The sequence below is a fragment of the Dyadobacter subterraneus genome, from assembly GCF_015221875.1.
Taxonomy (GTDB): Bacteria; Bacteroidota; Bacteroidia; order Cytophagales; family Spirosomataceae; genus Dyadobacter; species Dyadobacter subterraneus.
This window is the reverse complement of the sequence record NZ_JACYGY010000001.1, coordinates 5,792,450-5,816,343: the sequence shown is the minus strand read 5'-3', so window position 1 is coordinate 5,816,343 and position 23,894 is coordinate 5,792,450. Positions and strand designations below refer to the sequence as shown.

17 protein-coding genes are annotated in these 23,894 nt (G+C 35.4%); 2 read left to right on the top strand and 15 right to left on the bottom strand.

The window, feature by feature from the left end; genetic code table 11:
- Positions 1–52: 52 nt before the first annotated feature.
- From IEE83_RS24225 to aspS, 15 genes are all read right to left on the bottom strand, one after another.
- Positions 53–1,540 (bottom strand): capsule assembly Wzi family protein, encoded by a 1,488-nt coding sequence (locus IEE83_RS24225; RefSeq protein WP_194123060.1) that lies wholly within the window; start codon positions 1,538–1,540, stop codon positions 53–55.
- Between the two features lie 101 nt (positions 1,541–1,641).
- Positions 1,642–3,081, bottom strand: a complete 1,440-nt coding sequence (locus IEE83_RS24220; protein ID WP_194123059.1) for a capsule assembly Wzi family protein — start codon at positions 3,079–3,081, stop codon at positions 1,642–1,644.
- Between the two features lie 67 nt (positions 3,082–3,148).
- On the bottom strand, positions 3,149–4,576 hold the full coding sequence (locus IEE83_RS24215; RefSeq protein ID WP_194123058.1) for a capsule assembly Wzi family protein: 1,428 nt from the start codon (positions 4,574–4,576) through the stop codon (positions 3,149–3,151).
- A 46-nt stretch (positions 4,577–4,622) separates the two neighbouring features.
- Positions 4,623–5,624: a sugar transferase gene (locus tag IEE83_RS24210; protein ID WP_194123056.1), complete on the bottom strand. Its 1,002-nt coding sequence runs from the start codon at positions 5,622–5,624 to the stop codon at positions 4,623–4,625.
- 487 nt (positions 5,625–6,111) lie between these two features.
- The gene (locus IEE83_RS24205; RefSeq protein ID WP_194123055.1) at positions 6,112–7,584 is read right to left on the bottom strand and encodes a right-handed parallel beta-helix repeat-containing protein; all 1,473 of its coding nucleotides are present in this window, start codon (positions 7,582–7,584) and stop codon (positions 6,112–6,114) included.
- Between the two features lie 230 nt (positions 7,585–7,814).
- Complete coding sequence (locus IEE83_RS24200) at positions 7,815–8,513, bottom strand: class I SAM-dependent methyltransferase (protein WP_194123053.1); 699 nt, start codon at positions 8,511–8,513, stop codon at positions 7,815–7,817.
- 100 nt (positions 8,514–8,613) lie between these two features.
- Positions 8,614–9,687 carry a glycosyltransferase gene (locus IEE83_RS24195; RefSeq protein WP_194123051.1) on the bottom strand — a complete coding sequence of 358 codons (1,074 nt, stop codon included), beginning with the start codon at positions 9,685–9,687 and terminating at the stop codon, positions 8,614–8,616.
- Positions 9,665–10,270, bottom strand: coding sequence for a hypothetical protein (locus tag IEE83_RS24190; protein WP_194123050.1), 606 nt, complete (start codon positions 10,268–10,270; stop codon positions 9,665–9,667). Before IEE83_RS24190 ends, IEE83_RS24195 begins: the two co-directional genes overlap by 23 nt.
- Positions 10,271–10,967: 697 nt before the next feature.
- Positions 10,968–12,131, bottom strand: a complete 1,164-nt coding sequence (locus IEE83_RS24185) for a glycosyltransferase (RefSeq protein ID WP_194123048.1) — start codon at positions 12,129–12,131, stop codon at positions 10,968–10,970.
- Between the two features lie 93 nt (positions 12,132–12,224).
- The gene (locus IEE83_RS24180; RefSeq protein WP_194123046.1) at positions 12,225–12,881 is read right to left on the bottom strand and encodes a methyltransferase domain-containing protein; all 657 of its coding nucleotides are present in this window, start codon (positions 12,879–12,881) and stop codon (positions 12,225–12,227) included.
- Between the two features lie 21 nt (positions 12,882–12,902).
- A complete protein-coding gene (locus tag IEE83_RS24175; protein WP_194123045.1) occupies positions 12,903–14,021 on the bottom strand; it encodes a glycosyltransferase in 1,119 nt (372 codons plus the stop codon).
- Positions 14,018–15,511 carry an oligosaccharide flippase family protein gene (locus IEE83_RS24170; RefSeq protein WP_194123043.1) on the bottom strand — a complete coding sequence of 498 codons (1,494 nt, stop codon included), beginning with the start codon at positions 15,509–15,511 and terminating at the stop codon, positions 14,018–14,020. Before IEE83_RS24170 ends, IEE83_RS24175 begins: the two co-directional genes overlap by 4 nt.
- 158 nt (positions 15,512–15,669) lie before the next feature.
- On the bottom strand, positions 15,670–16,710 hold the full coding sequence (locus tag IEE83_RS24165; protein ID WP_194123042.1) for a GNVR domain-containing protein: 1,041 nt from the start codon (positions 16,708–16,710) through the stop codon (positions 15,670–15,672).
- Between the two features lie 14 nt (positions 16,711–16,724).
- Positions 16,725–19,067 (bottom strand): SLBB domain-containing protein, encoded by a 2,343-nt coding sequence (locus IEE83_RS24160; protein ID WP_194123040.1) that lies wholly within the window; start codon positions 19,065–19,067, stop codon positions 16,725–16,727.
- Between the two features lie 142 nt (positions 19,068–19,209).
- A complete protein-coding gene (gene aspS, locus IEE83_RS24155; RefSeq protein ID WP_194123039.1) occupies positions 19,210–20,976 on the bottom strand; it encodes an aspartate--tRNA ligase in 1,767 nt (588 codons plus the stop codon).
- Between the two features lie 92 nt (positions 20,977–21,068).
- Between aspS and IEE83_RS24150 the strand changes: the two genes are divergently transcribed.
- Together IEE83_RS24150 and IEE83_RS24145 are read left to right on the top strand one after the other, a co-directional pair.
- Positions 21,069–21,989, top strand: coding sequence for a PE-PGRS family protein (locus tag IEE83_RS24150; protein WP_194123037.1), 921 nt, complete (start codon positions 21,069–21,071; stop codon positions 21,987–21,989).
- Positions 21,990–22,002: 13 nt separating this feature from the next.
- On the top strand, positions 22,003–23,892 hold the full coding sequence (locus tag IEE83_RS24145) for a CocE/NonD family hydrolase (RefSeq protein WP_194123035.1): 1,890 nt from the start codon (positions 22,003–22,005) through the stop codon (positions 23,890–23,892).
- Positions 23,893–23,894: the final 2 nt, after the last annotated feature.

Below are 23,894 nucleotides of genomic sequence, written 5' to 3'. Positions count from 1 at the left end.
AAAGGCCATCAAATGTTATATTTGATGGCCTTTTCTAGTATTAAAAAACGTTTTATTTACTTAAAAGCCCTTCTTTTCTTAATCCCAAGGTAAATCCGTAAGTATCAGCATATAACTTTCCCAAATCCGCGGCAACTGAACCTTTCAGGATCGTTCCTCCAAAAATATTGATTTTGCCTTGCATGGTTAATAAGCCGGAAAATTGAGTAGGGGAGCCCAGGAAAGGTTCATCATAAGTTCCTGAATTACTTGAATAAGATAATTTTGTAGTCCAGATGATCTTCTGCAATAAAGTTCCTTTTAGTCCCAGATGTATTACGCTTACGCGGTTATTACTAGTGAAACTATCGGCATAGCTGGGCCATCTATTTTTTGTATCAGATGTGGGTGTTATAAAGGGTGTGCCGATAGTACGATCATAGTAAGACCAGCCATCTCTAACCTGAGCGTGATTGAAGTAATTATCATGCCCTCTTTTTTTTCCATCAGTAATCACAAAATTATTTCCTCCCTGATCTTTTGTGTAAAGAAATTCCAGTACACCTTCAGTAATCTGAAAGTTGGAACCATACATATTCTTTCTGCGAATTCGAAGTCCATTAAGCCCATCCTTAAGACCAGTCAAATAAAAGATTGAGCCGTCCTCGTATGGTGTTTGTCTGTAGATGAGAATACTTGATGAGTATGTCTCTATTTCGATCGCTAAATCAATACTTCCTAACTGATTTCCTATTCTGTTAGTACTATCGAAATAGGTGGCATTTGTGCCTTTGACTCCCAATCTTCCAGTAACCATATTAATGTAGTTACCAAAACCACTTGGCATTTTGCCATCAACTGTTAAGTAAGGTGATTTCCCTCCCCACTGTACTTCGTGATTTGCACCTGCGTATAATTTTAATCTAGAGGTAGATTTCCCCAATCTTACGTAAATAGCTTTTTGATGAAGTTTCAAGTCGCTTGTTATAGGTCGATTGTTTTCAAAGAATCCGTCGGAGTAAAATCCGTTAAAAGAAACCCATCCTTTGGTAAATGGAACAGCAACAAATCCCAAAGTTCCAAATTGAATTTTAGGAATCGGCATAGCATTTCCCGACCATGCATAAGATCCGGTTCCAAGAGTTGAGTCTGCTAATCCTACCCATTGTTTTTTCCTTCCAATAGAAAACTCCCAATTCTTAAACCGGATTGAGCCATATGCCTGTGGTAAAAGAAACTTATTTTCTTGTTTAGTAACATTACCTACCGCTTCGACACCAAATCCGATTCTCCATTTATTACTTCCGTCATTTGAAAGGCTATGGAAATAATCAACGCCAGCATGCAAACTTCCAGCAGGGCTTGCACGAGGAACAATACCAAACTGGTTGGCCTGAGTCCAAAAAGGTGTGCGTGAGGTAGAACTACCAAATCCGGTAAGTTCTACAAAAGAAGAAGTGGAATCTGAGTATTTACTTATATCAGTAGTAGGCTGTGAATAGCTTCTTGAAAAACTGATTAGAATACAGGATAAGAGGGCAAGGATACAAATTGATTTCATAAGCTAACTTCAAAGGTTTTTATAGAGTGTGTCATAATTAAAATTATCAAGAGGAATAATAAAAACTTTTGTTTTCTAACATGAACCCTAAATTTTATCTGCTACAAAAACATACCGCTTTTGCGATAGCCAAGTAATAAGCTTGCTGAATTAGGATAAAGTTTGCCAATATCGGAATAAAAACTGGCAAAGAAGGTTCCGTTGATTAGAAATTTCATTTTTTTCTCAGCACTTAATTGAATTGAAACCTGCTGTTTTACAGCGTCGAATGGATTGATGTATGTCCCGAAATTTCTTGAATAAGTGCCCTTAAAAAGAAAGTTAGTATTTAACCAGCTTGCTGTGATTCCAGAATGGAAAACCCAGCTTCTGTTGTTATTTGTAAATTTTGTTTTATTACGTGGGAGATCACTATCGGTTAAATTTTGCGACGTAATTAATGCCGTTCCTATCGAGGCATCGTTGTACGACCAACCTCTGCTATAAATATAAGAATTGAAGTAATCGCCCTTCTCAAAAATTGCCAAATTCGATAGCGGAGAATTGTTGGTTTGATTTTGTGTTCCTATTACTTCTAACAAAAAAGAATTCACGGCAAAGTAAGTTTCTTTTCTACTAAGTGGCTTGATGCGTTTTACTCTAAATCCATTTAATCCGTCAACAAAATTGTTTGCTTTAAATAATGAACCTGTGTCGTATATATTTTGTCGGTAAAAAAAATAATTCCAGTTGCTGCCTTTCCATTCCCCGGCAAGATCTATGGTCCCAAAATGGGTACCAACTTTTCTATAATCCAGTGTTTTTCCAGATATCACATACCAGTAGGCATTAAGAGTGCTAAGATGATTAACGGGGGCAAGTTCATTTTCCCCTCCCCAAATAGCCTGGTGGTTGATGCCAGTATAAATTTTGAGTCTATTATCGGTACTTCCAATCCGAAAATAAAGTGATTTTTGATGGAAGTAGGTGTTGGGCACATAACTGGTACTTCCATAAGCAATTTTACTGCCTCCCAATCTACCATCAGCATACGAAGCTTTAACTGAAACCAAATCGTTTGTAAAACCCAAAGGCAGAAAATTCGCAATCGAAATATTAAAACCAGGTATTGGTCTGGCATTACCTGATACGGCTAGTGATCCGGAAGTGAGAAGTGTATCAACCAAACCTGTCATCGATTTTTTCTGACCAGCAAGAAACTCTATTGGTCCGATTTTGCCAACGACATACAGATCTGTAAAAAAATAGTCTCCAGTTTTTCCTAATCCTGACTTTCCATAGTTTGTAATTAATTCTGCTCCGGCAGACCACTGGAAAATTCTTGGATTGTTTGGGTTGTAAATTTTATATGCAGCAAACTGACCGCTAATAAAACTCCCGTTTAAAGGAACGACTCCATTCTGATTAGCATGCATCCAGAATGACGATTGGCCAGTAGAGCCAGCCAGAGCAAGAGAAGCCTTATATTGAAAAGTAGAATCCTGAGCGTATGATACTAACGCAGTTAAAAATAGAAAACTGATAAAAAGGCAGTTACGCATTGAATTAGGATACAGGTATTTAATGACCTAAAATATCTTTTAATTTATTTTGAAGGAAGGTTATAAGTTAACGGAGAAAGCCTACTTTTCTCCACCCCACAGTAAGAGCAAAATTATTTGTATATAATTTACCCGCATCGGTTGCTAAACTTATACTTAAAAGACTTTTATTCCAAATAGAGATTGGTCTTTCGGCGCGAATTAATAATGACGTTTGAGTAAGGGCGGATGGGAATGGGAAATCATATGTTCCAAAGTTTTGAGAAAAAGTGCCTTTAAATAATAAGTCAACCTTATTCCAGGATGCTTTTAGGCCAAGATGAAATGCGATTATTCTATTATTTGCAGTAAAGTTTGAGCTGTCACGAGTAATATTATCCCGATACATATTTTGAGGACCTATCAGCGGTGTGCCAAGAGCCCTGGCTTTGTATGACCAGCCTTGTGCATAGACGTAATGATTAAAGTAGTTATCTCTTCCAAAAATGCCTTGGTTAAAGTCGAAGGTGCTACCACCTTGCTCTTTTGTATAAATGAACTCTACTAAAATCGTATTAAGTTTAAATGAAAGATCTTTTTGATTAATATGTTTTCTATTAAATCTTAAACCCGTTAGGCCGTCAGCTACATTTGTAAGTTTTGCCAGCGAACCGTCCTCGTAGATATTTTGACGATAAAAGAAAAGATTCCAAGCTTTACCTCTCCATTCAGCAGCTACGTCTATGGTACCAAAATGATTTCCCACTCTGCTGCCTGCCCAAGATTTTCCTATAACTACATATTTATAAGCCTCCAAGGTTTTTAAGCCACCGGTAAATATTTTCTCTTCCCCACCCCACACAGCCTGATGATTGAAGCCGGCATACAGGCTTAGTTTATGTCGTAAGCCTCCTAATCTCAAATAAAGAGATTTTTGATGCATATAAGTATTAGGAATCTGGCTGACGTTACCATAATTAATGGCGGCAGAACCAAATAAGCCATCAGAGTAAGAAAATTTGAACGAGAGAATATCATTTAATGGAATAATATTTACAAAATTCGGTGTGGCTATTTGTATTTTGGGATAGGGACGAGCATTTTCGGACATCGCCAAAGAACCCGATGTTAAGGTAGTATCAGTTATACCCATGGATCCTTTACGCTGCCCAACACTTATTTCGACTGGACCTGCTTTCCCCGCCAAATACAAATCTGTAAAAAATATTGAGCTGGATTTACTCACGTTAGTAATAAGCTGAGCTCCGGCTGACCATTGGAACAGACGAGGATTACCAGGGTTATAAATTCTATAAATCCCGTACTGCCCTGATAGAAAGGACCCAGATTGAGGAATAGCTCCATCTTGGTTTGATTGTAACCAAAATGGAGTTTTGTGATTAGCCCCGGAAGCAAGAATACTAATGGAATATATTAACGTTGAATCTTGTGCGTAGTTTATACCAATACCTAAAACAAAACATAAAAGAAAGTTAAGTACTGATATTTTCCTCATTGGAAAAGACTGGCAAGATTTATAGTTAGGTGAGTCAAAATAAATATCAAAGCCCTTTCCTGCCTAATATTACCCAAATCGTTAACATTATTATTTTAAGTTCAAGTTGTATACTCCAGTTCTTAATGTAATAAAGATCATACATCAACTTGTGACGGGCATCACGAACACCAGCACCGTATGGATACATCACCTGTGCATATCCTGTAATACCGGGTTTTACGTTATGTCTTATGTTATAATAAGGGATTGTTTCATCGAAAGTTTCAGTGAATACAGGCCTTTCCGGTCTTGGTCCTATCAATGAAATGTCTCTACGGAAAATATTGATGATTTGAGGGAGCTCGTCAATTCTGCTCATTCGCATAAACGAGCCGTAGGAGAAGATACGTGAATCTTTTTTCTTAGAAAAGCTTGCTCCGTTTATTTCAGCATCCAAACGCATAGACCTGAATTTAATACAGTCAAAATTTTTATTGCTCATACCCACTCTTTCTTGAAAATAAAAAACGGGTCCAGGAGATTCCATTTTTATTCTAAGATAGCTAAGTATCCATAAAGGAAGGCTCAGAAAAAATAACGTAGCAGAAATTGAGACATCAATTATTTTTTTTGGATAACGAACTCTTCTTCCAAAGGTTAATAGTGCACTAATGTTGGGATTTGTTTCAGTGATATTATTTGGAATATAAACTTTTTTAAGCGAGTTTTCACAGAAATCATAAACCGTATTGATTCGAATGGATTTATTTTTTCTTACAACTAACTCATAAATCACATGATAACGGCTATCATATTGAGGATTGGTTACTAAATGTATCTTCTCAAATTTGTCGAGAAGAGGACTTACTTCATGATTAAGTAAAAAGTCATCATCGGTTGACTGTGGAATCAATATTATTTCCTGGTAATTTTTAAGAAGAAGAGCCAGATCAAATTTTTGAAGGAAGTAATCATAACTTGTAATGATAAGTACCTCATTTGTGGTAGCTGTTTTACTGCGTAAACGATGAATACAAGTGTGATAGATTGTAGTTGTTTTCCCCATAATTCTGAAGATAAATGTGTGTGTTGAAGATATATAAGTGTGTTTTTATTACAAGTTTATACAATTAAATTTAAAAAAGAAAATTTTATTATGTGACCTAGAAATAATGTTTTAATACATGCTTTAAGAAGGGATTATTGTTGTGTGAAAACAAAATTTTTACAAAATAGAGTTTGGGAGCAGTTTTATGGTTAATAAGTTTTTCATCTGCTCACTTATAAATTTAATGAAATAAATGCTATGTCCAGACTTTTTATTGGAATATCCCTTTTTGAATTCGATATAAGATCCGTCATAATATTTAATCGATTGTTTGCCGGAGTGAGGTTATATGTATAAATTATCGGAATTATCAATGGCAATAATTCCATAGAAACTATCTTCACATCAAAATTAACCTGTTTTAAATCGTAATAATTTAATGAAATATTAAATTCAGATATAAAATTAAAATTAGTTTATTAATCCATTTTATATCAGTGCAATTTTAAATTTCGATTTTTTTTCCACTTTCAATATCATCTAATAAATTGTACTTTTTTTTGTTTAAGTCGGAATTTGGAATTTTTAGAATCCTCGAGCCATCTGGCTTTTTTCTTTTATATAGAATATTTCCGATAATGGAGAAGGAATGTGAATTAAAGTTATCAATAAAAAAGTCATTCGCTGAATATATTTTATTGTTGGAAAAAGATACGTTTTTGCTGGAGTAAACTTGAATTTTCTCTGAGAAAAGGGAATCTAATACTGGCGAAAAGCTGTTTGAAATGACTTGGCAGTTTTCAGTAGAATTGAGTAATAATGGTGAAGAAAAAAATTTGTTTTCAATGATAAAAATTCTTTTATTCAGTGAGAAATCGATAGTACTGTTATAGAATTTATTGTTGCTTATAAATAATCCTGATTGTGCTCTATATGCATATACAGGACCTCCCCAATTTATGTTTTCCTTAAAAATTATGTCGTCTCCCCAAAGCTTTATGGAATAGGTGGGGAATTTTTGTTTCGTCCATCCTTTAATTACATTTTTCGAGAAATTACATTGATTTGAATTATAAGAAAATAACAAACCTGGATGGGATATGTATGACGGATTTAATGGATTTTGTCCGTTAATAATGTTATAATTAATATTTATATTAGTACTGGAAGAAACAAGAATGCCGCAAAAACTTGCTATTGCTTTATTGTTGGAAATATTTATATGATTGCTGGATTCAATATGAATACACCTATCATACCCTGTAATAACATTATTCGTTATTGTAATATTGGCTGAGTAATAATCAACTGCAATGCCGCATCTTCCTTTTTGTCCTTTCAATAGTCTAATGTTATTCTTTGTAATTTTTAAATTTTCACAGTGGTCTTGAATTAATATTCCGTCACCATAACAATCATATAAGTTATTGATTTTAACTTCGAGAAAACCATGGACGCCCTGAAACGTGTTATCGTTAATAACGCCTTCCTTGCAGTAACCCATCAAAGCAATTCCATTACCATATATATTGACAAATTTGCAATTTGCAATTATGATTTTATCTATTCTATTAATCAAAATGGCATTTATAAAGTGTAAAGTATTGTAGTGGTCTCCAAATCGTGGTGCCTGGAATGTTACTCCAGATATATTTAATGTTCCTCCATTGTTATCAAGTTTATCTAGTGAATTGACAACTAATCCGTTTGTAACTAAATCAACGATAGCACCTTTTCCTGTTATAATTAAGCTTTCGTTGGACGATAAGGTAGTAACCAAGGGTTGAGATGTTCTATATCTATAATTTTGGAGATTGAGATTTTTGTTTTCAAGCTTTGCCGCGTCAATTGCTGATTGAAGTGCTTTTGTATCATCAGTTAATCCATCGCCTTTGGCTCCAAATTGTATCGGATTAATCTCTTTTAGCAGAGATTGTACGGGCCTGGATGGAATGCCAAGGCACTCTATCTGTATCAAAAACAGAATTTTTAGTATGATATTTAATTGCAGTACAAGCATGTAAATTTCCTAAACACTAAATCATTTATTAATGACTACTAACAACAGACGAAGATTTAAGAAATAGTCACTTCCGGATCGGATTTTCACCGATCAATCATAGTGTTGGAGTTATTTCTTTATGACAAACCAATGGAAACAATTATATCTAATTACCTATGTGCATGTAAGTGATGATCCTAAATGTATTATCTCGCCAAAACCATAAGTGAACTACCGCCCATTACCCTTACAGCCAAATCTGCATTTAAGCTATAGAATAACCTAAAAGGAAGTTGAAAAATTTTTTTGAGCAATGTTTTTTGTTCCATTTCAAATCCCCATGGGGTGTAAAACTCATCAAGGATTTCATATCCTGCATCCACCAAAGTATCCAAAGCTGTTTCTCTGGTAAAATAATGAAGATGTCCTACTTTTTGACGAGCATACATTAGCACTTCCTTTCTTAATACTTTTTGGACAGTCATATCCAAGGGAATATGAAATACTTTATACTCAGCTTTTTGACGACATTTTCTAAGAAAGCCTATGTAGTCTTCAATATGTTCGAATACATCAATTACTAAAAGTAAATCAAATTGAGCTGAATTGTCCAGCAGTAAATCTTGCTTTTTAAAGGTTAACCTCTCCTTTGTTCTGCATTTTGCCAGATCAATTGCATTTTCAGAAATATCATATCCAATAAAACTTGAAGTGTTGGAAAGAGTACTGTACAATTGATTAAGGATTTCTCCTGCTCCGCAACCGATTTCACAAATTGTTGATGGAGATATCTTATTTTTTATCAGAATCTGTTTAATTTTTTCAGCTTTCCAATGGGAATCTTCAACATGCCAATTTGGATTATTTTTTAAATAATCGCCATCCAGATAAAGTGATTCGGTCATATTAATAATTAATTAAGATATATAAATTTATGCTGTCAGGTTTTCACTTTTTAAAGTGACCTAATATGGAAGCTCCTGATTTGAATATCATATTAAGTCTTTACTTGGATAATACACTGTGGTAATAATTTATATACTCTTGTTTATTTACTTCTAAGTTAAATTTTTCATTAAACAAAGAAATTGACTCCGCTCTAAATTTTTCTACATTTCTGATACACTCATCAAATCCCTCTCGTATTGAGGAAATATCATTTTTAACCAAGATTCCGTTATTTCTAATTAATTCCTTGCATCCCCCAACGTCACTGAGTATCAATGGCAATTCACACGACATAGCTTCGATAGCTGACATAGGGAGCCCCTCGCTATTTGAAAGTAAAACAAAGAGGTCATAGCTACCAAAGTCACTAAAACTTGAAACTGTGCCGAGTAGAAAAATATTATTAAATAAATTTTTTTCCACTAATTCTCTTAATACACCTTCTTGTGGTCCGCCGCCAACAATATAAACTTCAACATTATTTAAATTCCCAAAAGCTTCTATTAAAAGGTCAAGTCTTTTAGGATAATCCAGCCTTGCCACAGTTAGAATTCGAATTATTTTATTTGTTGCATCCTTAGCAGATAAAGTTTTATTTGATATAACGGGGAAGATCTTATTTGGAATAGTTTTTACCGTTGATAAATTTATGCGAATTTTTGTTCTTGCAATGATGAAATCATTTTCCGATATGCATAAAATTGAGGAAGAGATGGAGCTCAATAATTTTTCGATATTATTAAAAACAAACGCAATTTTTTTCCCTCGGTAGATTGACGACCAGCCATGAGAAACATAAATTGATTTTCTTTTTAGAATGTAAGCAGCAATACGACCATAAAGCCCTCCATTTGCTGAGTTGCATACAACAAGATTTATATCATTTTTCCTTATAAATTTTATCAATTCAATCAGGTATGTAAATGATATTCCTTTGATACGATTATCTAAAAACCAATTGATCAGCCTTGAATTGGATTGTTCAAATAGCCATCCCTGCGTATCAGTGGCTAAAAATAGATTGAATTCATCCTCCAATATAAGTATTTGCTCGTACACAAATTTTTGAGCACCTCCAGGTTCGGATTTGGTTACAATAAAGAGTACATTACTTTTCTTTCGATTCATCATATAATACTAATAGTGCTGCGATGTAAAATAATAAGTATGGAATTTTATATCTCATTAAGGCTCCAAAGTTGGAGGAGGTAAATCCCACTGTAGTTCCAAATATGATTGAAAATAACAAAGAGGATATCACTACGGGGTGAAGGGGTGATCGTTTTAATTTAATAGTCGTTCTTTTATAAAAAGTATAAAATAATGTAGAGCCCATTGCTAGGCTTTCTAAAGAAAATAGGATAAGGAGTGGATTTGATGATTCCCATAAAAATGGGCGGAAAAATGCAACAACGAAGGATTGTAAAAGGGCTGATGCAATTCCCATTGGGGTTAAGTCATACACGATTTCGTAAGTAGAGCCACCCTGCAGGTCTAAAATTGCCTGTTGAGTAAATACACTGAGTTCTAGTAGATTTTCAAAAACAAATTTGTCACTTACAGATGAAATACCAATTACAACTATTACTAGTATGGCTCCAATCAAAAATCCAGCTATTGAGGATAATACTTTATTGTCGAATTGATTTTTAAACAAAAGATATACCCTTACTGTATAACAGATTAGAAAGCTTATGAGAATATATCCTTTCAAGATTAGAAGCATATAGCACAGAATTAGTAGTCCCGATATTGATAATAGATTGATTCGCTTTAGCCTGAAAGATTTTTCGAGTATGTTAAATAAATAGCCCAAAGCAAAAATGCATAATCCGTCTTTCATAATTCCAGAGCTCCAAAAAAGTACGCTGGGAATAAAAAACAGAACTCTAAAATTAGTTTTAGGGAATAATAGTGTAAAGGTTTGTATGATTTTATAAGTACCGAGATGTGATAATAAGCCCAAGATTAGCGCCGCCGATGTGTAAGATCCAAACGTAGGAATCAACAGGACACTTGAAATTTTGATTATAAAAAAACTCGATTCTGAAAAGGAAATCACGCATTTTTCGCAAATCTTCCAAAAGTTAAGTACTGGTTTCCAATACAGATCAATATTTTGTATGTCTTGTAAAACAAAATTCTTTAACTCAATAGCATCATTGTAAAAATTGATGGTATCGCCACTTTGATAATAGTTATTAAATAAAAATGCATAAGCAAGTGTACAAAGTACTTTTATGAAGTAACTGAGAATAAATGATGGCTTGTATTGAGATTCTACGAAATAGTAATTATAAAATAGGACGCAAAGAGTGATTAATAAGAAATAAATTGGAAATATTACCAGGTCAATTTCGGATAGTATAGTCATAAAGACAAATTATAATGATCACAGATTACAATAGAAATTATAATAAATCCTGAAATTCTTTGTCAAATACAGATATGTCAAAGTCCAATGCCCGGAGTTTTGATTTACTTTTATAGTTGTTCCTCAGTTTGGTATTATTATAAATGTTAAGCATTGCCACGCTTAATAATTTAACATTATTTGTTGGAACTAAAATGCCGAATTCTGCCTCTTCAATCGTATTGGTTAACATTTTGGTGAAGTCTGTTGATGGAGCTAGCATTTCACGGGGGCCACTAGGACAGTCGGTAGATACAGAGGGGAGACCACATGCAAGCGCCTCCAAAAGAGAATTAGGAAAACCCTCATAATTCGAAGACAGTACAAATGAATCGCACCTTTCCAAGAACGCAAATGGATTATTTATGAAGCCCAATAAGTAAACACGAGTTTCCAAGCCAAGATTTTTAATAAGCGTAAGTATCTCTTCTTTTAATGGGCCTTCTCCTAAAATTAGTAGATTGACATTATTTATATCCTTAAATGCAATATGGAAAGCTTTAATTAATAATTCCGGATTTTTTTGATGATGTAAGCGAGCAACGGTTATGAAATTAAATCCGTAATATGAAAACGAGATATCTTTTTTTAACTGAGAATTTATAAAGTCGACTGCCAGTGGATTGTATATTGGTGTAATTAATTGCTCAGGGATATCAAAATATTTAATAAGATCGTTTGCTATCAATTTTGAATTAGGTCGAATAACGTCTGCGTACTTGTAAAGAATCTTAATTAGAAATCTATTTATACTGCTATTTAGAGAAGTATCGGGGTATTGCGTAAGTGTATGATTTTGTTCATTAACAATTATTTTGGCACGGTTACCAAATAAGATTTTTGATAATAAATTAACATAATTTGCCCTGTATACATATGATATGGAAACGTCTATATTTTCAGATTTACAATGTTTGGCATATTTGTATGCAAGGATCGGAATTTGTAATAATTTTATAAAATCACTATCTCTCCTTCCTTTATCTAAAAATTTAAATTTTGTCTCCGATGGTAATTTGTAAGAGATTTCGTTGTAAAAGAGCACCACAAGAATGTGGAATTTTTCTTTAAAGTGATGCGCTAAATTTGAAATTTCTCTTTCGCACCCGCCACTTGTTAAATCAACATTGAGGAATGAAATTCTCTTTTTTAATATATCCATTAATTTGTCAATAATGTGTGCGGATAATTTTTTATGGTTTATAGTATTAAACGGATTTTTAACGACTAAATGCTAGACATTGTCTTGTTAAGTTTAATCCTCAACCCTTTGTAAAAGAATACAGGAGGCTTGATAAACACTTAAGACGATTTTCGCATCTTTAATATGCTTTGTCCATCTTTTGGGTTTAAGGAAGAATAGGATCGACTTCAGAACATTTTTAAACAGCCGTTCAGGCTCGTTTAATAAACCGAAATTTTCTTTAACAATACCCTCAGCAATAATCTTCATTGAATCAGGGAATAGCTCTTTTATTTCAGAAGGCTTTGGACGAAATAGAGTATCCAACGGATCTTCGTGGTAAGGGTAAATGTATGGAACCGTGATTAGAATATATCCATTGGTATCAACCAATTCATAAAGTAAATTGCAGAGGTTTTTAGGATTTTCTAAATGCTCCAACAGGTTAGCACAAAGAATGATGTCATATTTTTTAGATCTTAGCGAATCTCTAAATTCAGTATTAGTCAAGTCTCCTACAATGTCTACGCCCTCATCTTGCTTCATATCCAAGTGAGTAACTGAAAAGCCGCTGCTTGTGAGGGGCTTAAAAATAACATCATTTACATATGGCTGTAATACTGTTCTAAATTCTAAGGTTGAGCTTCCAACATTTAAAATAGACATCTTTTTATCAGGAAAACAGCCTTTAATTGTAGAGCTAATCCATTGTGATTCGTTAGGCAGCATGTGTATAATTAATTATTTAGATCAGTAAGATTGTTGTGCTTTGGAATTTAGAATTAGGCGATCAATATTTTTGAACAGCGATATATGTGAATATTCTGTTTTGGCCTTGTGAAGTGCATTGTTCCCCAAAAAATCTCTTTTTGAAGGATTATCAATTAACATTTTTATTTTTTCAAAACAGCTTTGCTCATCACCAAGGGCAAATAATAGTCCATCCACACCATCTTCTACATTGTTATTTATTCCTTCCACATTAGTAGCTACAATTGGCAATCCAGTTGCCATAGCCTGCATGATAGAAAGTGACATAGTTTCACCTTTCGAAGAATGAACATAAATGTCTAATTCCTGTAATTGTTTTGCCACTTCGCTCAAACCAACACTTCCTAATAATTTTACTTCCTTTGTCAGATCAAGCGAATCTATCATATCTTCTATATATTTCTTATCAGGGCCATCACCAATGATGACGTATTGCAAATGATTATAACCATTTTCCTTTAAAATGCATAATGCACGTAAAATTGTAATATGATCTTTTTCGTGATCCAATCGACTAGCCATACCAAGAATTATTGTCTCTGAATCATGGCATTTATTCATAGATGGTTTAAACTGGAAAATGTTAATACCATTATGAATAAGCGAAATTTTTTTCTGTTTAAAGAATAATATATTCTTCTGATATTGAGATTGATATACCTTGTTGGCAAGACATACTTGGTCAGATAATAATAATGATAAATTAGAAAAAAACCATTCGGCTTTGGTTTTAAGTTTGGTCGGTGTATGTTCGATTATAAAGATTGATCCATGATTTATTTGTTTCAAGAAAAAAAGTGGAATTATTAGTTCACTCGTTCCATGTATAATAATCGCACTAGGTCTTATTTTAAAGTAAATTTTGATAGCAGTCCACCATGCTTTAAGATCTAGCCCCTTAGATTTGTGTATAAAGCTATATGGTATGTTAAGTTCATTACATTTATCTTTATTAGCAATTGCAATCTCCTCAATTCCTATAAAAAGAAAGTGATGATCCCATTTTCTATTAATATCACCTTCAACAGTGCATAAACCTACATAGGTTGCGCCACTAAGGCCGCTATATCCAATTTGTAAGAGTTTTTTTTTATTCATGACAAGATAGTTTCAATCTTCTTGCCAAACGGGACTTTATCCAAGAGTGGCTTATACATTGCCAAAGATATGAATTTAGATTTTACAAGGCTCATATAGATTATTAGAAGCACGAAGGGAATCATAGTCAATTTGCTCCATATTTTCAGTGCAAAAAAATGCCCAATTAGTGTGCAGGGGATTATTACGATCAAAGAAATCAGTATTGTGAAAAGAAGTGACCTCCAATTAATTATTTCAGATAATGAAGCGTTTAGCATCGCCGCCATAGATCGGAGTAAGAAAAAATAGATAAGGTAGCAAGAAGCTGTTACAGCAAATGCGCTACCTATAATCCCAAAATACTTGGTTAAAAGCCAACTGTTGAAAAATATAGTCAGGAAGAAAAAGGTATAATATTTGACTAAAAGAGATTGTTTGCCCATGGTGATAAGGACGTCATTATAGTCTGTAACTCTAAGAAATAATATTAAAGTGTATACCATAAACACGGGTACACTGGCAATATACTTGTTCGACAAATATGTCGTAATGAGCTCCTCGGAAAAGAATAACAATATCAGGGCAATGGGATATACCAATGATGCTGTTTGAGCAATTGTATATCTTTTCAGCTTTATCACCTCTAAAAAGTTTTTGTCCTTGATTAATGTTGTATAGTTTGTTAGTGTAATCGTAGCTATTGTTGTGTATAGAGTAGATATAAATGGAATGTCAATTATTCCATTTATGAAAATAGCATATTTTTCAATTCCTAAGACGGCATTCACAACAAAACCGTTGGCGTAGAAGTATGCTCCTCCCATAATGATTGTCAATCCAACAGGCAATGTATCCTTTAAGATTTTTTTAATCAGTGAAAAGGATGTTTTTATCTTAAAAACACTATAGGACAGTTGATGTCCATAAAGTAACATTGTAAACAATGGAGCCGCAAAGCCAACAATAAAGATAATTTTAGGTAAGGTATTTTGACTAAGCTGTGTTACGATAACTACACAAATAACCTTAAATAAATTAACAAAGACGTTGATCGTAACAAGTCTTCTGGATTTATTATCGAATAAAAGTAAGAGTTGTAAGATTAAATTTAGGATCGTAAACAAAGGGTAGCAACAATAAATCCATAAAATATTTTTCAACTCTGGATTTTTAAAAATATCTGATAAGGTGAAAGTTAGAATTAGGTTGCATGCAACGCTCAATAGACCGCTCATTAAACCAATAAGTAAAAATGCAGAAACAATTTCTTTCCTTGAAGTATTATCTTTAGCCAAAAAGACGTAAAAGGTCTGTGTAATACCTAATGTGAAAAATATTAATAAAAAATCCCCAATAAACAATACTTGCGAATAACTGCCGAAATCTTGTATGTTTAAAGTTCTAGATAAATAAGGCTTAAAAAAAAATACGATTGCCTTTTCAAGAATTTGACCAATAGATAGAATTAAAACCTTTTGGAAGTTATTATTATTTGATATTCCAGCCATATCCTTGCTAAAAGCTCACCTATTCAATTAGTTAATTTATTAAAATTGCTTGTGAAGACTGTTAGGTATTATTAGGGAAAAAATAATGAGTTTTCATTTATCTGCTGTAAAATACTCTTCACTTAAGGCAAAACTTGTTGTGGCATTTGCTAGTTAACTTATTTTCTATTGATAAAGAAAATAAATACTATGCCTATAACGCCACCCAAAATTGTAAAGATACCAGCTATAATAAGTCTTCTTGGTTTGCTTGTTTTTGACGATATTGTTGTGGGTTCGAGGACCTTAAATATGGGTTGCTCTTCCTTAACTTTAATTTTTGACTGTTCTAATTTTCTTACCAGATCCATGTATAGAGATTGAGCAAGAGTATAATCCGATTGAAGTCGTTGTTCTTCAATTCGAGCAACATTCAGAAATGGGTTTCTGTTTCTATCCCTATATTGTTGCAAGAGAAGTTCTGCAGATTGCTCTCGTCTTTTGGCTTCCAATACTCGTTCCTCAAGAAAGGCAACTTCTCGAACCGTCTTTCCCGTTCTATAATCCTCCACATATTTGAGTAAATATGTACTAGCTGCCTGCGTTACTTGTGCAGCAACAATTGGATCAGCCATCTCACATTGAATCGTTATGATACCACTTTTTATATCAATTGTAGTATTAACCAATGACATTACTCTTTGAACACTTGATTCCTCATCATTCGAAAGTGAAAGAATCTCTTTCTCTGGAACAATGTGTTTATCGTTATTGGTAATTTTTTTCTTGCCGAGCAGTTTCTCGAATAAGGAAGTACCTTCGGAGCTTCTTTTGATAAAATCATTAAGAGAAGGATAATTTTTGTTATCAATATCTTGTACAGGTTGCTTAAGAAGCGCTAGGGCAAAGGGTACACTTCTTAGAATATTAGGATAAATATCTGTTCGTAAAGCACCTATCCTCTCCGCATTATTTATACCCGATAAACCTCCAACCAGAGAACTAAGAGCTCCATTATTACTTATGGGCTGCTCAGGTAAAAGCAGTGTTTTTGATAAATACATTTTTGTAAGGAGGAAACTCAATGCATACCCTACGCATCCAAAGGTTATGGCAAAAATTGCGAGTTTGAAAAAGTTTCTTTTGAGAAACACTAAAATGATCCAAGGGTTTATACTTGTAATATCAATATTGTTTCCTTCTCTTAATGGTTCAGACATAGCCTGCATTATAACTAATTTCTAAGAATACTGAAAAGTGAGATAGCAACTGTTGTGATCATTGAAATAATCGCGATTCGTTCTCCTGGAGAGATTTGTCTATCTTCTTTCGTGGCTTTTAACGGGACACTTATAGTTGATCCTGCTTCTACTTTTGGTCTTGAATTAAACCATAAAAACTTCTTTGTTCTGAAAGTACGTCCATTTGGATACGAAATATAAACGCGGCTTTTCCAGGCGTTTTCCGCATATCCACCTGCCTGGGAGATATAATCCTTGAAAGAAAAATTAGGATCGAAATTAACAACAGATGGATTTTGCACCCCTCCAAGAATCCGCACAGTCTCTGACTTAGTAGGGATTCGTAAGGAGTCACCGTTTTGAAGCAAAAGATTAGAAGGAAGCGAAGGCTTTTCCAGAATTGCATTTAAATCAACGGCAACGAGTTCTCTATTTCTGTAAAAACGTGCCCCACGGATATACGCTTCTGCTTTCATTCCACCTGCTTTTGGAATCAGATCTGTAATTCTCTCAAAGTTGGTAAGAATCGTATAAGTACCCGGATACATAATTTCCCCTGCAATTGTAACCGCTTTTTGCTGTTCATATCTTGGAGATTTACGTATATAAACGACATCAAACGGAGCCAGTTTAAATTTTTCGTCCTCTGGATTTAATTTCAGGTTTTCATCAACATCAAGTGAATAAATACGTACATTTTGTGAACTTGGTATTGAGGCTGTATCTTTTTGTATTCTTCGTGATACTTCAATTCTATATGGTATACCTCCCTCCACATAACCTCCGGACTTAAAAATTGCGTCTGCAACTGTAATACCTTCATGGAAATCTATTGTTCCAGGATTGATTACTGCGCCAGAAACAGTTATTAAATATGCCTCTTTAAGTTCATCAATCGTTTTGATAAAGATATGATCTTCTCTTTTTAGAGCGATATCTTCAATTTCTCCACTCATTAATTTACCTAAATCAAAAGCAATGATTTCAGGTCGTAGTGTTTTGCTTTTTCTTTCAATAATGGCGCGGTTTAAAAAGACATCCTCACGCAAACCATCTGCCTTTTTAATAAGTTTTTTAACTGTGTTGGTTTGCTCATCAACTGGATATTCTCCGTCGCGGTATACGCCGCCGTCGATGACCACGCGGTTTTCAATACGGTTCAGGATTTTTCCTACTCTGTAATTATCTCCGTTTTCAGGAATCAGTGTATTGATCTCTTCCGCCTGAACGGATCCAACTTTTAATTCTTTACCCGTATTTCTACGGAATTGAATGGATGCTGCATACGCGTTCGGTGTGAATCCACCAGCGTAGCGTATAACATCTTTGAAAGTTTCTCCTTGTTTTACTTCGAATAATGCCGGATGTTTTACTTCTCCTGATAATTCAACTCTTTTTTCATATGGCCGAATCAAAATGATATCCTGATCCTGCATAGCGATATTGTCTTTTAAGTTAGCATCAACCAAAAAGCCGTAAAGGTCAACTGTGCGAATGACTTTGCCATTTCTGATAATTTCAATATTACGGTATGAACCATTACTGTTTGGCCCTCCCGATTGATAAAGTGCATTAAAAGCAGTTGCCAGAGAAGGTAAGGTATATGATCCCGGACGGGTTACTTCTCCGGTGATCATTACCTGAATACTTCTTACATTACCCAATGTAATGGTTGAATAAGTTCCTCCGCCCGGACGGTTAAGCGTTGAGTAAGCGGTGCGAAGTCTGTTTATAATTCTTTCTGATGCCTGCTCAATCGTAAGTCCGCTAACTTGGACTGGTGCTAGGTTAAGCATTTTAACAGTTCCTTCCGGACTAACTTTAAGTCTGAAATTATCCACGGAATTGCCGTAAATGTCTACGACAAGCTCATCGTCAGGGCCTAGTATATAATTTCTAGGTGTGGCAATTCTAAGATTTGGCTCAAAACTCATCGCTGAATTTTCGAAAAATGAAGCTCCGAAAATTTGTCTTACTGAGTCTTCTTTTGGAAGTTTAGATATGGGCTTAACTTTTACCAAAGTAGAATCAGCAATTTTTCTTCTGCTCTCATCTGTTGCACTTCTGTTTGCCTGAGTAGGGGCCGAAGTTTGTGCCTGCTGCAAACGGTTACGCATCGCACTAATCTGATCAAGTGTGTAACCTTTTTGTAAAGCAGCCTGCTCAATATCCATATCGGATAAGCCACTTGCTTTGGCTTTTTTATAAAATTCTACGGCTTGTTCGTTGGAAATCGAATTGGGATCAACAGTTTGGGCAAAGAGGTTAGTCTTTGTAAGTAAAATGAGAAGAAGAATTCCTGAAAAGACTAATTTTCGAAGTATTGAGCAATGCATGTAATGTGCGTAAATGGTTTGTTTAAACTCAAAAAAACATCTTTATGTACTTTTGAAGGGATCATTGAATCCTTTCAAAAGTACATAAAGATATTATAATTGAAGGCTGTTTATCTGAATTTTATATTTCACTATCAGGATTTTATTGAATGGTACTAATAGCAATTGACAATTCCTTTAATTGCTTGTCTTCAATAGTAGACGGCGAATCAATCATTACGTCACGTCCTGAATTATTTTTTGGGAAAGCAATAAAATCCCTGATCGAATCAACGCCTCCAAAAAGAGAACATAAACGGTCGAAACCAAAGGCAATCCCTGCATGAGGCGGTGCACCAAATTCAAAGGCGTTCATAAGGAAGCCAAATTGATTCTGAGCTTCTTCCGGGGTGAAACCCAATACTTCAAACATTTGCTGCTGCAAATCACGTTCAAAAATACGGACAGAACCTCCACCAACTTCAACACCATTGATAACCATATCATAAGCATTGGCACGAACAGCACCAAGATCTGTTGCAAGGAAAGGAATATCTTCAGGCTTAGGACTTGTAAATGGATGGTGCATCGCAAACCAGCGGTTTTCTGCTTCTCCATATTCCAGAAGAGGAAAATCAAGAACCCAAAGTACGCGGTAATCATCCGGGTTGCGGAACCCAAGACGTGATCCCATTTCCAGTCTTACTTCGTTAAGTTGCTTGCGCGCTTTGTCACCTTGTCCGGATAACAATAAAATTAGATCACCAGGTTTGGCATCAAATGTAGTAACCCATTTTCTAAGATCTTCTTCTGAATAAAATTTATCAACAGAAGATTTAACTGTTCCGTCTTCGTTGTAACGAACATAAATTAATCCTTTTGCACCTATCTGTGGACGTTTTACCCAATCGGTAAGTTCATCCATTTGTTTACGTGTGTAAACTGCACAACCGGGAGCACAAATGCCTACAACCAGTTCTGCGTCATCAAATACACCAAAACCTTTTCCGGAAGTAAGATCCTGATCTGCGCCTTTCAGTTCCACAAACTTCATATCAAATCGGATATCAGGCTTGTCCGATCCGTATAAACGCATGGCATCGGCGTAAGTCATACGCGGAACTTCAGGAAGTTCAATTCCTTTAACCTTACTGAAAAGATTACGGATCAATCCTTCAAAAGTATTCAGGATATCTTCCTGAGTTACAAATGACATTTCACAGTCGATTTGTGTAAATTCCGGCTGACGATCTGCACGTAAATCTTCGTCGCGGAAACATTTTACGATTTGATAATAACGGTCAAAACCGGCAACCATCAAAAGTTGTTTAAATGTTTGCGGAGATTGTGGCAATGCATAGAATTCACCTGGATTCATACGGCTTGGCACCACAAAATCACGTGCACCTTCCGGTGTAGATTTAATCAGAACCGGGGTTTCAACTTCAATAAAATTAAGATTGTCAAGATATGAACGGGTATGACGTGCAACCTGATGGCGCAATTCAAGATTTTTACGAACTGCATTACGACGCAAATCCAGGTAACGATATTTCATACGGATATCATCACCACCATCTGTTTCATCTTCAATTAAAAACGGTGGCAATTTCGCAGGATTCAGAATTGTAAGTTCCGAAACACGGATTTCTATAGAACCCGTTGCGATTTTATCATTTTTGGAAAGACGTTCGATCACTTCGCCTTTGGTAGAGATCACAAATTCACGACCCAGCGAGCGAGCGGTTTCCAATACCTCAGGTGGCGTTTTGCCTTCTTCAAAAAGAAGTTGTGTAAGCCCATAACGGTCACGTAAATCCAGCCATACCATTCCTCCCTTATCACGGATTCTCTGAACCCATCCACACAATATAACATCTTGATTTACATGCTCTAAGCTTAACTCACCACAGGTATGTGTACGTAACATATAATTATTTTAATACTGATATAAAGAAACTGCCTGATAATAAATGGCGCAAAAGTACGTATTTTTAGCAAATCTAACATGAAGTGTTTTTTATGAAATTATATAAAGTCAGATTTAAACGCGCAAATTTTTTATTTTTTATCACAATTGCCGCTCTTTCGACGAGTTGTGGTGATTCTGAGGTTGATCCGGTAACGGGTCGTTCTTCTGAATTTGAATCCGTTCCACAAAAGTTTCCAATTACGCCGGGTGTAATTAACGAAGCATCCGGATTGGCAGGCAGTTTCACAATGAACGGCTACATTTGGACATTGCTTGACTCCGGAAATCCTAATGCGTTGTATCTTTTAAGTACCGATGGAAAGACGGTAAAAGAATTTAATGTGCCTGGTTCCACAAACCATGACTGGGAAGCAATCGCAAGCGGTCCGGGGCCGGTTGACGGCACAAATTATCTTTATATAGGTGAGATCGGAAATAATAATCCGCCGATGACTACAACCAATATCATTTATCGTATTCCGGAAATCGGTGATATTTCCGGCTCATTCGGTCAGGATAAACTTGAAAAAATAACGTTTAGCTATCCGGATGGGCCGAGAGACGCTGAAACATTGTTACTTGATCCGGTTACAAAAGATCTTTTTGTTATTTCGAAAGAACTGGATAAAGCAAATATTTATCGTCTCGCTTATCCTCAATCTACTTCTGCAACAATTACGGCAGAAAAAATTGGGACTATTCCCTCGGTTGTATTTACCACGGACGGAAGTATTTCTTATGACGGAAATGAAATTCTGATCAGAAATTATACTTCGGTTTTTTACTGGCAAAGAAAATCCGGTGAAACTATTGGTCAGACTCTCTTGCAGGCGCCGAAAAAGACTTTGATCACCGCTCCGGAACCTCAGGCAGAAGGGATAACATTTGATCGCGAAGGAAAAGGTTTTTACACGCTGGGTGAAATTGGCCAGGCTAAAAGCGTTTCCCTTAGTTATTATCTCAGAAAATAAATATCACTCCTTTATGTTCAAAAACCTTTTAATCGTTGCTTTTGTATGGATCGGTTTTTCGGTCCAGGCGCAAACTCAGGTCGCACCCGACAATTTTGTCAAGGAAAATTATTCCAAAAAGGAATACGATATTCCGATGCGGGATGGGATCAAATTGCATACGATCGTTTATTCACCAAAAGATGCGGCGACAGAAAAAAAATATCCGTTTTTGATGCAGCGGACTTGTTACAGCGTGGCGCCTTACGGTGAAGATGTTTATCCTGCGCGGTTGGGTCCAAGTACTTTATTGATGCGCGAGAAATATATTTTTGTTTATCAGGATGTGCGCGGCCGTTACAAAAGTGAAGGTGTTTGGACCAACATGACACCTCATATTGATGCGAAGAAAAATAAAACAGATGTCGATGAAGCGTCAGATACTTATGATACCATTGACTGGCTTTTGAAAAACGTTGCCAATAATAATGGCAGAGTAGGGCAGTGGGGGATTTCTTATCCAGGTTTTTATACAGCGGCCAGCGCTTTATGCGATCATCCGGCCCTAAAAGCATCTTCTCCGCAAGCGCCGATCTCTGATTTCTTTTATGACGATTTTCACCACAATGGCGTTTTTACCCAAGGTTACTATCTGACTTATCCTGTTTTCGGGATTAAGCCTACCGAACCTACAACGGCTTCCTGGTTTGAAAATGATTTTATCAAACCAACACCCGATGGCTATACTTTCAACCTGAATATGGGTCCGCTGAAAAATTTTGATAAGTATTATTCCAAAAACTTTTTCTGGCAGGAGACCGTCGATCATCCGAATAAAGATGATTTCTGGCAAAAAAGAGATATTCTTCCGCATTTAAAAGGGTTGAAACATGCGTTTATGACCGTCGGTGGCTGGTTTGATGCTGAGGATTTGTATGGGCCGCTGAATACTTATAAAACCATAGAAAAAAACAATCCGGGAATTTACAATACGTTGGTAGTAGGGCCATTCGGACATGGAAGATGGAGCCGGCAAACTGGTCATACTTTTCATAACGATATTTATTTTGGTGACAGCATCGCTACTTTTTATCAAAATACAGTTGAAGGAAAATTCTTCAATCACTTTTTGAAAGGCGCGGGTGATGGAAAAACAGGATTGCCGGAAGCTTATCTTTTTGATACAGGAAAAAAGAAATGGGAAACGTATGACAAATGGCCGGTGGCTAATGTTCAGAAAAAGAAATTGTTTTTCCAGGCAGATGGAAAACTGAGTTTTAACAAACCTGCAGCTGCAAAATCTTTCAGTGAGTATGTAAGTGATCCGATGAAACCGGTTCCTTATACTGAAAATTACAAGCAAATGTCTGGCTTCACGCCTTTTGAATATATGTCGGAAGATCAGCGTTTTGCTTCGACAAGACCGGATGTACTAGTTTTTAAAACCGAAATATTAACGGAAGATTTGACTTTGGGAGGTGAAATCCTTGCCCAGCTTAAAATAAGTACAACGGGAACGGACGCTGACTTTTTTGTGAAACTGATTGATGTTTATCCGGATGATGAAAAAAATAACGAATTTCAGCCTGATCCGAAAGTTGTAATGGCAGGTTATCAGCAAATGGTAAGAAGCGAAATTGTAAGAGCACGATTCCGCAACAGCGTTGAAAAACCAGAACCGCTTATTGCAGGTAAGTTGACAGATATCAATTTTCGTTTACAAGATGTATTGCATACTTTCAAAAAGGGACATCGTGTAATGGTTCAGGTACAAAGCACAGTTTTTCCGTTATTCGACCGAAATCCTCAAAAGTATGTTGCCAATATTTACAAGGCAGAGGCTACCGATTTTATCAAGGCAACCCAAAGAATTTATCATCAGACAGGTGCAGAAAGTGGTCTGACGGTCGATGTGATAAAATAAGA

Bases quoted from the DNA above. Each gene is read 5' to 3' on its own strand.
- IEE83_RS24225 (WP_194123060.1), bottom strand. From the start codon at position 1,540: ATGAAATCAATTTGTATCCTTGCCCTCTTATCCTGTATTCTAATCAGT.
- IEE83_RS24220 (WP_194123059.1), bottom strand. From the start codon at position 3,081: ATGCGTAACTGCCTTTTTATCAGTTTTCTATTTTTAACTGCGTTAGTA.
- IEE83_RS24215 (WP_194123058.1), bottom strand. From the start codon at position 4,576: ATGAGGAAAATATCAGTACTTAACTTTCTTTTATGTTTTGTTTTAGGT.
- IEE83_RS24210 (WP_194123056.1), bottom strand. From the start codon at position 5,624: ATGGGGAAAACAACTACAATCTATCACACTTGTATTCATCGTTTACGC.
- IEE83_RS24200 (WP_194123053.1), bottom strand. From the start codon at position 8,513: ATGACCGAATCACTTTATCTGGATGGCGATTATTTAAAAAATAATCCA.
- IEE83_RS24195 (WP_194123051.1), bottom strand. From the start codon at position 9,687: ATGATGAATCGAAAGAAAAGTAATGTACTCTTTATTGTAACCAAATCC.
- IEE83_RS24185 (WP_194123048.1), bottom strand. From the start codon at position 12,131: ATGGATATATTAAAAAAGAGAATTTCATTCCTCAATGTTGATTTAACA.
- IEE83_RS24180 (WP_194123046.1), bottom strand. From the start codon at position 12,881: ATGCTGCCTAACGAATCACAATGGATTAGCTCTACAATTAAAGGCTGT.
- IEE83_RS24175 (WP_194123045.1), bottom strand. From the start codon at position 14,021: ATGAATAAAAAAAAACTCTTACAAATTGGATATAGCGGCCTTAGTGGC.
- IEE83_RS24170 (WP_194123043.1), bottom strand. From the start codon at position 15,511: ATGGCTGGAATATCAAATAATAATAACTTCCAAAAGGTTTTAATTCTA.
- IEE83_RS24165 (WP_194123042.1), bottom strand. From the start codon at position 16,710: ATGTCTGAACCATTAAGAGAAGGAAACAATATTGATATTACAAGTATA.
- IEE83_RS24160 (WP_194123040.1), bottom strand. From the start codon at position 19,067: ATGCATTGCTCAATACTTCGAAAATTAGTCTTTTCAGGAATTCTTCTT.
- aspS (WP_194123039.1), bottom strand. From the start codon at position 20,976: ATGTTACGTACACATACCTGTGGTGAGTTAAGCTTAGAGCATGTAAAT.
- IEE83_RS24150 (WP_194123037.1), top strand. From the start codon at position 21,069: ATGAAATTATATAAAGTCAGATTTAAACGCGCAAATTTTTTATTTTTT.
- IEE83_RS24145 (WP_194123035.1), top strand. From the start codon at position 22,003: ATGTTCAAAAACCTTTTAATCGTTGCTTTTGTATGGATCGGTTTTTCG.